9 protein-coding genes are annotated in these 11950 nt (G+C 70.1%); all 9 read left to right on the top strand.

Annotated elements, in window-relative coordinates; all coding sequences use genetic code 11:
- On the top strand, positions 1-929 hold a 929-nt coding region (locus ABZ281_RS17480; RefSeq protein ID WP_356656380.1), incomplete at its 5' end, for a molybdopterin-dependent oxidoreductase.
- Positions 926-2299 carry an NADH-quinone oxidoreductase subunit NuoH gene (gene nuoH / locus ABZ281_RS17475; protein ID WP_356656378.1) on the top strand — a complete coding sequence of 458 codons (1374 nt, stop codon included), beginning with the start codon at positions 926-928 and terminating at the stop codon, positions 2297-2299. The genes ABZ281_RS17480 and nuoH, both read left to right, overlap by 4 nt.
- Positions 2292-2957 (top strand): NADH-quinone oxidoreductase subunit NuoI, encoded by a 666-nt coding sequence (gene nuoI / locus ABZ281_RS17470; RefSeq protein WP_356656376.1) that lies wholly within the window; start codon positions 2292-2294, stop codon positions 2955-2957. Before nuoH ends, nuoI begins: the two co-directional genes overlap by 8 nt.
- Positions 2954-3796, top strand: a complete 843-nt coding sequence (locus tag ABZ281_RS17465) for an NADH-quinone oxidoreductase subunit J (protein ID WP_356656374.1) — start codon at positions 2954-2956, stop codon at positions 3794-3796. The genes nuoI and ABZ281_RS17465 overlap by 4 nt, the downstream gene beginning before the upstream one ends.
- Entirely contained in the window at positions 3793-4092 is a 300-nt protein-coding gene (gene nuoK, locus ABZ281_RS17460) for an NADH-quinone oxidoreductase subunit NuoK (protein WP_003992252.1), read from the top strand. The genes ABZ281_RS17465 and nuoK overlap by 4 nt, the downstream gene beginning before the upstream one ends.
- A 15-nt stretch (positions 4093-4107) precedes the next feature.
- Positions 4108-6072, top strand: a complete 1965-nt coding sequence (gene nuoL, locus ABZ281_RS17455) for an NADH-quinone oxidoreductase subunit L (protein WP_356656372.1) — start codon at positions 4108-4110, stop codon at positions 6070-6072.
- A gap of 5 nt (positions 6073-6077) precedes the next feature.
- Entirely contained in the window at positions 6078-7649 is a 1572-nt protein-coding gene (locus ABZ281_RS17450) for an NADH-quinone oxidoreductase subunit M (protein ID WP_298557606.1), read from the top strand.
- Positions 7646-9295, top strand: coding sequence for an NADH-quinone oxidoreductase subunit NuoN (nuoN, locus tag ABZ281_RS17445; protein WP_356656370.1), 1650 nt, complete (start codon positions 7646-7648; stop codon positions 9293-9295). Before ABZ281_RS17450 ends, nuoN begins: the two co-directional genes overlap by 4 nt.
- Positions 9296-9504: 209 nt before the next feature.
- A complete protein-coding gene (gene recQ / locus ABZ281_RS17440; RefSeq protein WP_356656368.1) occupies positions 9505-11646 on the top strand; it encodes a DNA helicase RecQ in 2142 nt (713 codons plus the stop codon).
- Positions 11647-11950 lie beyond the last annotated feature (304 nt).

Raw genomic sequence — 11950 nt, 5'->3', positions numbered from 1 at the left:
GCGCGATCGAGGCGGGCGCGCTGCCGTCGCTGCTGCCGGGCGGGCGCCCGGCCACCGACCCGCGTGCGCGTGACGAGGTCGCAGGCGTCTGGGGCGTCGCCGGCCTCCCGCACCGTTACGGCCGCGACACCGGCCAGATCGTGGAGGCCGCCGCGACCGGCGAGCTCCAGGCCCTGCTGGTGGCGGGCGTGGAGATCGCCGACCTGCCCGACCCGGCACGCGCGCGTGCGGCGCTGGACGAGGTGGGCTTCCTGGTCTCGCTGGAACTGCGGCCGAGCGAGGTCAGCCGCAAGGCCGATGTCGTCCTGCCCGTCGCCGCGGTCGCCGAGAAGGCCGGCACCTTCCTCAACTGGGAAGGCCGCATCCGCTTCTTCGAGGCAGCCCTCAAGCCCGACCAGATGACCCGCCGCACCGCGCCCAGCGACGCGCGCGTGCTGCAGATGCTGGCCGACGCCATGGACATCCACCTCGGACTGCCGGATCTGCGCACCGTACGCGGTGAGATCGACCGGCTCGGCGCCTGGGACGGACCGCGGGCCGGTGAGCCCCTGGAGACCGCGGCCGCGCTTTCGCGGCCCGCCGCCGGGGAAGCCGTGCTCGCGGGGCACCGGCTGCTGCTCGACCAAGGCGTCCTCCAGCAGGGCGACGAGGCCCTCGCCGGCACCCGGCACGCCGCACGCGCGCGGGTGTCGTCCGCGACGGCCGCCGAGGCGGGCGTCAAGGACGGCGACCTGCTCGCGGTGACCGGCCCCCAGGGGGTCGTGGAACTCCCGCTCCAGATCAGTGACATGCCGGACCGGGTGGTGTGGCTGCCGCTGAACTCCACCGGCGGCGGCGTCGCCTCCGACACCGGGGCGCGGCCCGGCTCCCTCGTCCGCATCGGCCCGGCGACGCTCGCCGGCGAGGCCCCCAAGGAGGTGGAGGCATGAGCCCGTACCTCGCCGCTGAAGACCTCTCGATGTTCGGCACCGACCCCTGGTGGCTGGTCGTCATCAAGGCGGTGTTCTGCTTCGCCTTCCTGATGGTGACCGTGCTGGTCTCCATCGTGATGGAGCGCAAGGTCGTCGCCTGGATGCAGCTGCGCATCGGCCCCAACCGGCACGGCCCCTGGGGCATGCTCCAGTCGCTCGCCGACGGCATCAAACTGATGCTGAAGGAGGACGTGATCGTCAAGCGCGCGGACAAGGCGGTCTACGTCCTCGCGCCCGTCATCGCGGCCATCCCGGCCTTCATGGCGATCGCGGTGATCCCGTTCGGCCCGGCCGGCAACGAGATCTCGATCTTCGGCCAGCGCACCACGATGCAGCTCACCGACCTGCCGATCGCGCTGCTCTACATCCTCGCGGTCGCCTCGGTCGGCATCTACGGCATCGTGCTGGCGGGCTGGAGCTCCGGCTCGACGTACCCGCTGCTGGGCGGTCTGCGCTCGTGCGCGCAGATGATCTCCTACGAGATCGCGATGGGCGCCGCCTTCGCCTCCGTCTTCCTCTACTCGGGGTCCATGTCGACCTCGACGATCGTCGAGCAGCAGGCCGACCGCTGGTACATCGTGCTGCTGCCGGTCTCCTTCGTCATCTACATCGTCACGATGGTCGGTGAGACCAACCGCGCCCCGTTCGACATGCCGGAGTCCGAGGGCGACCTGGTCGGCGGCTTCAACACCGAGTACTCGTCGATCAAGTTCGCGATGTTCATGCTCGCCGAGTACGTCAACATGGTGACGGTCTCGGCCGTCGCCATCACGCTGTTCCTCGGCGGCTGGCGGGCCCCCTGGCCCGTCAGCACCTTCTGGGAGGGCGCCAACCACGGCTGGTGGCCGCTGTTGTGGTTCACGGTCAAGGTCCAGCTGCTGCTGTTCATGTTCATCTGGATCCGCGGCACCCTCCCGCGCGTCCGCTACGACCAGCTGATGAAGCTCGGCTGGAAGGTCCTCATCCCGGTCTCGCTGGTGTGGCTGATGCTCGTCGCGAGCGTGCGGGCCTTCCGGAACGAGGGCTACGGCTTCGCCGACATCGCCCTGTACGTGGGCGGCGGCGTCCTCGCCCTGCTGCTGCTCTCCTTCGTCGTCGACATGTTCCGCGAGAAGGCCAAGAAGGCCGAACAGCCGGTCGATACCCCGGCCGCCTTCGACCCGATGGCGGGCGGATTCCCCGTACCGCCCCTGCCCGGACAGGAACTTCCGCCGGTCCCGCGCCGCTCGCGCCGCGAGCGGGAGCTGATTGTCAGTGGTGGGCCCGATACTCAGAGTGACGAATCTCTGGGCGGATCTACGGATGGAAAGGAGGCGTCCGATGGCTGAGGAACTCGAGGGTTCGAAGGCTGAGGAACCCAAGGACACCAAGCCCGGTTTCCAGAACCCCGTGGCCGGCTTCGGCGTGACCTTCAAGGCCATGTTCAAGAAGCGGCTGACCGAGCAGTACCCGGAGCAGCAGAAGACCACGGCTCCGCGCTTCCACGGACGGCACCAGCTCAACCGCCATCCGGACGGCCTGGAGAAGTGTGTCGGCTGCGAACTGTGCGCCTGGGCCTGCCCCGCCGACGCCATCTATGTCGAGGGCGCGGACAACACCGACGAGGAGCGCTACTCGCCGGGCGAGCGGTACGGCCGCGTCTACCAGATCAACTACGCCCGCTGCATCCTGTGCGGCCTGTGCATCGAGGCCTGCCCCACGCGCGCGCTCACCATGACCAACGAGTTCGAGCTGGCCGACTCCAGCCGGGCCAACCTCATCTACACCAAGGAGCAGCTGCTCGCCGGTCTGGAGGAGGGCATGGTCGACTCGCCCCACGCCATCTACCCCGGGACGGACGAGCAGGACTACTACCGGGGCCTGGTGACGGAGGCGGCGCCCGGCACCGAGCAGCAGGTCGCCCACTCCGAGGGCGAGGTCGTGCAGGAGGCCGACTCGACCTTCGGCGGGACGGAACCGGCGTCGGAGAAGGTGATCGGGCGATGACCACCCAGCTCGCCGCCTACTCCACCTCCACCGCGGAGGCCGTCCAGTTCTGGATCCTCGGCACCGTCGCGGTGCTCGGCGCCCTGGGCACCATCCTCATGAAGAGGGCCGTGCACAGCGCGCTCTGCCTCGCGGGCACCATGATCGTCCTGGCGGTGTTCTACCTCGCCAACGGCGCGTACTTCCTGGGTGTCGTCCAGATCATCGTCTACACCGGCGCGATCATGATGCTGTTCCTGTTCGTGGTGATGCTCGTCGGCGTCACCGCGGCGGACTCCCTGAAGGAGACCATCAGAGGCCAGCGGTGGCTGGCCCTGCTGTGCGGGCTCGGCTTCGGCGTCCTGCTGATCGCCGGGATCGGCAACGCGTCCCTGACGGAGTTCAACGGCATCGGTCAGGCGAACGCCGGGGGCAACGTGGAGGGCCTCGCCGCCCTCCTCTTCACCAGGTACGTCTTCGCGTTCGAGATCACCGGCGCCCTGCTCATCACGGCCGCCGTCGGCGCCATGGTGCTCACCCACCGCGAGCGCACCGAGCGCGCCAAGACGCAGCGGGAGCTCGCCGAGGAGCGCGTGCGCGAGGGCAAGCAGCTGCCGCCGCTGCCGGCGCCCGGTGTCTACGCCCGGCACAACGCGGTCGACATCGCGGGCCTGCTGCCCGACGGCACCCCGTCCGACCTCACCGTCAGCAAGACCCTGCGCGAGCGCGGCCAGATCCGTGACGTGTCGCAGGAGGCGCTCAACGACCTCAAGGCCCTGGAGCAGCGGTCCGAGGAGCGTCTCGGGCGCAGGGCGGTCGGGCCGGCGAAGTTCCAGCGGCCCGAGGAGGCGTCGAAGTGAACCCCGTCAACTACCTCTACCTCGCGGCCCTGTTGTTCACGATCGGCGCCACCGGCGTGCTCATCAGGCGCAACGCGATCGTCGTGTTCATGTGCATCGAGCTCATGCTCAACGCCTGCAACCTCGCGTTCGTCGCCTTCTCCCGGATGCACGGCAACCTCGACGGGCAGATCATCGCCTTCTTCACGATGGTCGTCGCCGCCGCCGAGGTCGTGGTCGGGCTCGCGATCATCGTGTCCCTGTTCCGTGCCCGCCACTCGGCCTCGGTCGACGACGCCAGCCTGATGAAGCTGTAAGGGGTCGGAAGAATCGTGGAGAACCTCATTGCGCTGCTGGTGGCGGCGCCCCTGCTCGGAGCGGCGGTCCTGCTGTGCGGCGGGCGGCGGCTGGACGCCGTCGGCCACTGGATCGGCACGCTGCTCGCGGCCGTCTCCTTCGTGCTCGGCCTGGTGCTGTTCACCGACATGCTGGGCCAGGACGCCGAACACCGCGAGTTGTCCCAGCACCTGTACAGCTGGGTCCCGGTGGAAGGCTTCCAGGCGGACGTCGGCTTCCAGCTCGACCAGCTGTCCATGACGTTCGTGCTGCTGATCACGGGCGTCGGATCGCTGATCCACCTGTATTCCGTCGGGTACATGGAGCACGACGAGCGGCGCCGCCGCTTCTTCGGCTATCTGAACCTGTTCCTCGCGGCGATGCTGATCCTCGTCCTCGCCGACAACTACCTGCTGCTGTACGTCGGCTGGGAGGGCGTCGGTCTCGCCTCCTACCTGCTGATCGGCTTCTGGCAGCACAAGCCCAGCGCCGCCACGGCCGCGAAGAAGGCCTTCCTGGTCAACCGCGTCGGCGACATGGGCCTGTCCATCGCGATCATGCTGATGTTCCTGTGGTTCGGCACCTTCGCCTTCGGGCCGGTGCTCGGCAGCCACACGGAGGCCGGGCTCGCCGGTGCCGCCGGTGAGGACAAGCTGACAGCCATCGCGCTGATGCTGCTCCTCGCCGCCTGCGGCAAGTCCGCCCAGGTGCCGCTGCAGTCCTGGCTCGGGGACGCGATGGAGGGCCCGACCCCGGTCTCGGCCCTCATCCACGCCGCGACCATGGTGACGGCGGGCGTCTACCTGATCGTCCGCTCCGCGGCCGTCTTCAACGGCGCCCCGGACGCGCAGCTGGTCGTCACCATCGTCGGTGCGGTCACGCTGCTGTTCGGTGCGATCGTCGGTTGCGCGAAGGACGACATCAAGAAGGCCCTGGCCGGCTCGACCATGTCGCAGATCGGCTACATGATCCTCGCCGCCGGCCTCGGCCCCATCGGCTACGTCTTCGCGATCATGCACCTGGTGACGCACGGCTTCTTCAAGGCCGGCCTGTTCCTCGGCGCCGGCTCGGTCATGCACGGCATGAACGACGAGGTCGACATGCGCCGCTACGGCGGCCTGCGGAAGTACATGCCGGTCACCTTCGTCACCTTCGGCCTCGGCTACCTGGCCATCATCGGCTTCCCGGGCCTGTCCGGCTTCTTCTCCAAGGACAAGATCATCGAGGCGGCGTTCGCCAAGGGCGGCACCGAGGGCTGGATCCTCGGCGCCTGCGCCCTGCTCGGCGCGGCCATCACCGCGTTCTACATGACGCGCGTGATGCTGATGACGTTCTTCGGCGAGGAGCGCTGGCGCAACGCCCCGACGCCGTCCCCGGCACAGCCGGACGTGGAGCCCGCCGCCGAGACGCGCGGCGAGTACACCCCGCCGCACCCGCACGAGTCGCCGAAGGTCATGACGATCCCGATGATCGTGCTGGCCGTCGGGTCGGTGGCGGGAGGCGCCTTCTTCAGCATCGGCGACCGGTTCATGCACTGGCTCGAGCCGGTCACCGGGCACAGCCACGGCAACCCGCCGATCAGCGCGGGCGTGGTCACCGGCGCGACCGTCGCCTGCATGATCATCGGCGTCGCCATCGCCTGGGCCCAGTACGGCCGCCGCCCGGTCCCGGCCGTCGCCCCGCGCGGCTCGCTGTTCACCAGGGCGGCCCGGCGCGACCTGCTCCAGGACGACTTCAACCACGTCGTGCTGGTCCGCGGCGGGGAGCACCTCACGCGCTCCCTGGTCTACGTCGACCACACCCTGGTCGACGGCGTCGTCAACGGCACGGCGGCCTCGGTCGGCGGCCTCTCCGGGCGGATGCGCAAGCTGCAGAACGGCTTCGCCCGCTCCTACGCGGTCTCGATGTTCGGGGGTGCGGCGGTCATCGTCGCCGCGACCCTGCTGATGAGGGCGGTCTGATACCGATGTCCTTTCCTCTGCTGACAGCGACAGCGGCGCTCCCGGCCGTCGGGGCGATCGCCACGGCGGCCGTACCGGCCGCGAAGCGCACCGCCGCCAAGTGGCTGGCGCTGCTCTTCTCGCTCGCCACGCTCGTCCTGGCGATCACCGTCCTGGTCCGCTTCGACCCGGACGGCGACCGCTACCAGCTCACCGAGTCCCACGCCTGGATCGCGGACTTCGGCGTCCGCTACGAACTGGGTGTGGACGGCATCGGGGTGGCGCTGGTCGCGCTGACCGCCCTGCTGATCCCGTTCATCATCCTCGCCGGCTGGCACGACGCCGACCCCCTGGAGACCGGCAGCAGCCGGTGGCGGCCGACGCAGGGCTTCTTCGCCCTGATCCTCGCCGTCGAGGCGATGGTGATCCTCTCCTTCGAGGCCACCGACGTCTTCCTCTTCTACATCTTCTTCGAAGCCATGCTGATCCCGATGTACTTCCTCATCGGCGGCTTCGGGGACCGTGCCCACGAGCACGGCGAGAAGGCGGCGGCGACCCAACGGTCCTACGCGGCCGTCAAGTTCCTCCTCTACAACCTGGTCGGCGGCCTGATCATGCTGGCCGCGGTGATCGGCCTGTACGTGGTCGCCGGGAACTTCTCGCTCCAGGAGATCGCCGAGGCCCGTGCCAACGGCACGCTCGACATGGCGACCAACACCGAACGCTGGCTGTTCCTCGGCTTCTTCTTCGCCTTCGCGGTGAAGGCGCCGCTGTGGCCGCTGCACACCTGGCTGCCCAACGCCATGCAGGAGTCCACCGCCCCGGTCGCCGTGCTCATCACGGCGGTCGTCGACAAGGTCGGCACCTTCGCGATGCTCCGCTTCTGCCTCCAGCTGTTCCCGGAGGCCAGCAAGTGGGCCACGCCCGCCATCCTCGTCCTCGCCCTGATCAGCATCATCTACGGGGCGCTGCTCGCGGTCGGCCAGCGGGACATCAAGCGGCTGGTGGCGTACGCGTCGATCTCCCACTTCGGCTTCATCATCATGGGCATCTTCGCGATGACCAGCCAGGGACAGTCCGGTGCGACGCTCTACATGATCAACCACGGCATCTCGACGGCCGCGCTGATGCTGGTGGCGGGCTTCCTGATCTCCCGGCGCGGCTCGCGGCTCATCGCCGACTACGGCGGAGTGCAGAAGGTCGCCCCGGTGCTCGCCGGCACGTTCCTGATCGGCAGCCTCGCGACCCTGTCCCTGCCGGGGCTGGCGCCGTTCGTCAGTGAGTTCCTGGTCCTGGTGGGCACGTTCACGCGTTACCCGGTGATCGGCATCATCGCCACCTTCGGCATCGTCCTCGCCGCGCTCTACACCCTCGTCCTCTACCAGCGGACGATGACAGGCCCGGTGAAGCCGGAGGTCTCCGCGATGCCTGACCTCAGGATCCGTGAGCTCGTGGTGGTCGCCCCGCTGGTCGTCCTGCTGATCTTCCTGGGCGTCTACCCGAAGCCCGTCACGCAGATCATCGATCCGGCGGTCAAACAGACCATGTCCGACGTACAGAAGAAGGACCCCCAGCCCGAGGTGGAGGCGGCCAAGTGAGCGCAACAGCCGTCCACAGCCTGTGGACAACCGCGGCCGACCCGATCACCAAGATCGACGCGCCGAAGTTCGAGTACGGCCAGCTGTCGCCGACCCTGATCGTCGTCGGCGCGGCGATCATCGGGATCCTGATCGAGGCGTTCGTCCCGCGGAAATCGCGTTACTACGCCCAGATGTTCGTGTCCGTCGTCGCGCTCGCCGCCGCCTTCGCCGCGGTCGTGGCACTCGCGGCCGATGGGTACGGCACGACCAAGGCGCACATCGCCGCCATGGGCGCGATCGCCGTCGACGGGCCGGCCCTGTTCCTCCAGGGCACGATCCTGCTGGCGGCCCTGGTGGGCCTGTTCACCTTCGCCGAGCGGCGCCTCGACCCGGTCGTGCACGGCAACCGCGTCGACTCCTTCGCCGCGCAGGCCGCGTCCGTGCCGGGCAGCGAGAGCGAGAAGGCCGCGGTCAAGGCCGGGTTCACCACCACCGAGGTGTTCCCCCTGCTGCTGTTCGCCGTCGCCGGCATGCTGATCTTCCCGGCGGCCAACGACCTGCTGACGCTGTTCGTGGCGCTGGAGGTCCTCTCCCTGCCGCTGTACCTGCTGTGCGCCCTGGCCCGCCGCAAGCGGCTCATGTCGCAGGAGGCGGCGGTCAAGTACTTCCTGCTCGGCGCCTTCGCCTCCGCGTTCACCCTGTTCGGCATCGCGCTGCTCTACGGTTACGCGGGCTCGATGTCGTACGCGACGATCGCGCAGGTCGTCGACGGCACCGTGCAGGACGTCAATCCGGCGCTCGCCGGTACCATGGGCAACGACGCGCTGCTGCTGATCGGCGCCGCGCTGCTGGTCATGGGCCTGCTGTTCAAGGTGGGCGCGGTGCCGTTCCACATGTGGACGCCGGACGTGTACCAGGGCGCGCCGACTCCGGTGACCGGCTTCATGGCGGCGGCGACGAAGGTGGCGGCGTTCGGCGCGCTGCTGCGGCTGCTGTACGTCGTGCTGCCGGGCCTGCGCTGGGACTGGCGCCCGGTCATGTGGGCCGTGGCCATCGTCACCATGCTGGGCGGTGCGATCGTCGCGATCACGCAGACCGACATCAAACGGCTGCTGGCGTACTCGTCGATCGCGCACGCCGGGTTCATCCTCGCGGGTGTCATCGCGACCACGCCCGACGGCGTCTCGTCGGTGCTGTTCTACCTGGCGGCGTACTCGTTCGTGACGATCGGCGCCTTCGCGGTGGTCACGCTCGTCCGTGACGCCGGGGGCGAGGCGACGCACCTGTCCAAGTGGGCGGGGCTCGGGCGCAGGTCCCCGCTGGTGGCGGCCGTGTTCGCGGTGTTCCTGCTGGCCTTCGCGGGCATTCCGCTGACGTCCGGCTTCGCCGGGAAGTTCGCCGTGTTCAAGGCGGCGGCGGAGGGCGGGGCCGCCCCGCTCGTCGTGATCGGTGTGATCTCGTCGGCGATCGCGGCGTTCTTCTACATCCGCGTCATCGTGCTGATGTTCTTCAGCGAGCCGCGGCCGGAGGGCCCGACGGTGGCCGTGCCGTCGCCGCTGACGATGACGGCGATCGGGGTGGGCGTGGCGGTCACGCTGGTGCTCGGTGTGGCGCCGCAGTACTTCCTGGATCTGGCGGGGCAGGCGGGCGTGTTCGTCCGCTGACGTCCGCGTAGGGCTGTATGGGGTCCGGTCTCCTTCGGGAGCCGGGCCCTGCGGCGTTTCCGGGCGGGCGGCCGCCGTGCCGAGCCATGTCGAACGTATGTATGTGCACCGCCTTCACCGGGCGGGGCCTGTGGACAACTCCGGGGCTGTCGGTGCGGGCGCCTATGGTGGACGCAGTGGTCGAGGCGCGACACACGGGGGACGCAACGATGGGCGCGACGGGCGGGACGGGTGTGATGACGGAACTGGACGCGGTGACCGGAGCCGGGGGTACCGGGGCCGGTGGTACCGGGGCCGGGATCGGCGCGGGCAGTGGTCCCGCCGGGCCCCTCGGCGCCGACGCGAGCGAGGCGCTGGTCGCGCTGCACCGGGTCTTCGGATACGAGGCCTTCCGGGGTGAGCAGGAAGCGGTCATCGAGCATGTGGTGGCGGGCGGCGACGCCGTCGTGCTCATGCCTACCGGCGGCGGAAAGTCGCTGTGCTACCAGATCCCGTCCCTGGTCCGGCCGGGTACGGGTGTGGTCGTCTCTCCGCTCATCGCCCTGATGCAGGACCAGGTGGATGCCCTGCGGGCGCTGGGCGTGCGGGCCGGGTTCATGAACTCCACGCAGGACTTCGACGAGCGGCGGATGGTGGAGGCCGAGTTCCTCGCCGGCGAGCTGGACCTGCTGTACCTGGCGCCGGAGCGGCTGCGGCTGGGAGGCACGCTCGACCTGCTCTCCCGCGGCAAGATCTCCGTCTTCGCGATCGACGAGGCGCACTGCGTCTCCCAGTGGGGCCACGACTTCCGGCCCGACTACCTCGCGCTGTCCCTGCTCGGCGAGCGCTGGCCGGACGTGCCGCGGATCGCGCTGACGGCGACGGCCACGCACGCGACGCACCAGGAGATCACCGAGCGGCTGAACATGCCGGCGGCCCGGCACTTCGTGGCGAGCTTCGACCGGCCCAACATCCAGTACCGGATCGTGCCCAAGGCCGACCCGAAGAAGCAGCTGCTGAGCTTCCTGCGCGAGGAGCACGCGGGCGACGCGGGCATCGTCTACTGCCTGTCGCGCAACTCGGTGGATAAGACCGCCGAGTTCCTCAGCCGCAACGGTGTCGAGGCGGTGCCGTACCACGCGGGCCTGGACGCGGGCACCCGCGCGGCCCACCAGTCCCGCTTCCTGCGGGAGGACGGCCTGGTCGTGGTGGCGACCATCGCCTTCGGGATGGGCATCGACAAGCCGGATGTCCGTTTCGTCGCCCACCTCGACCTGCCCAAGTCGGTCGAGGGCTACTACCAGGAGACGGGCCGGGCCGGCCGCGACGGGCTGCCGTCGACAGCCTGGATGGCCTACGGACTGAACGACGTCATACAGCAGCGCAAGCTGATCCAGTCCGGAGAGGGGGACGAGGCATTCCGGCGCCGGGCCCAGGCCCACCTGGACTCGATGCTGGCGCTGTGCGAGACGGCCCAGTGCCGCCGGGGCCAGCTCCTCGCCTACTTCGGCCAGGACCCGGACCTGTCCGGCTGCGGCAACTGCGACACCTGCCTGACCCCACCGGAGACCTGGGACGGCACCGTCGCGGCGCAGAAGGCACTGTCCACGGTGGTCCGGCTGCAGCGGGAGCGCGGGCAGAAGTTCGGCGCGGTGCAGATCGTCGACATCCTGCTGGGGAAGCGGACCGGCAAGGTCATCCAGTTCGACCACGACCAGCTGTCCGTGTTCGGCATCGGCGAGGAGCTCACCGAGGGCGAATGGCGGGGTGTCATCCGGCAGTTGCTCGCCCAGGGGCTGCTCTCGGTGGAGGGCGAGTACGGCACGCTGGTGCTGACCGAGGCCAGCGGGGCGGTGCTGCGGCGGGAGCGGGACGTGCCGCTGCGCAAGGAGCCCGAGAAGCCGGTGACCTCCCGGTCGGGGTCCTCGTCCACGGGCTCCGGGCGGGGCGAGCGCAAGGGCAAGGGCAAGGCGGTCGCCGCCGAGCTGCCCGAGGAGCTGCTGCCGGCCTTCGAGGCGCTGCGCGCATGGCGCGCCGAACAGGCCCGTGAGCAGGGCGTCCCCGCGTACGTGATCTTCCACGACGCCACACTGCGGGAGATCGCCACGGTGTGGCCGACGTCGGTGGGGGAGCTCGGCGGGATCAGCGGGGTCGGCGAGAAGAAGCTCACCACGCACGGCGAGGGTGTGCTGGAGGTGCTCGCGTCGCTGGGCGGGCCGGCGGGCGCTGCTCCTGAGGGTGACTCGCCCTCCGGCCGGGCGACCGGCCAGACTCCGGCTCAGGACTCCGCTCAGGACTCCGCTCAGGACGCGGGCGATCCGGACTACTGGCCGGAGATGGACGCGGAGCCGGAGCCCGACGACTGGAGATAGAGGCCGGGCTCCGGCCGGGGCACAGGGATGGGCGGGCCGCCGGACCGGTCACAACGCCCGCCCTGCGTATGCCCTGACATCCGCGTCGGAGTCCGTCGTGGCCGTGGCGAGCGCCGCCCGGTCCTCTTCGGTGCCACGGTGCCGGGTCGGTGCCAGGACGCCACCGGCCGCCGGCCGGTTCGCCCCCGCGCGCCGCCGACCGCCGGGCCGGTAGCCCCCGAGACCTAGCGGCCGCCGAGCCGCTCTCGCGCGAGCCACCGGCCGCCGAGCCGGTGCGCCCGAGAGCCACCGACCGCCGGCCCGG

Source organism: Streptomyces sp. NPDC006265 (assembly GCF_040613555.1).
Classification (GTDB): Bacteria; Actinomycetota; Actinomycetes; order Streptomycetales; family Streptomycetaceae; genus Streptomyces.
The sequence above is the reverse complement of the archived record's forward strand: the minus strand, read 5'-3'. Positions and strand labels throughout refer to the sequence as shown.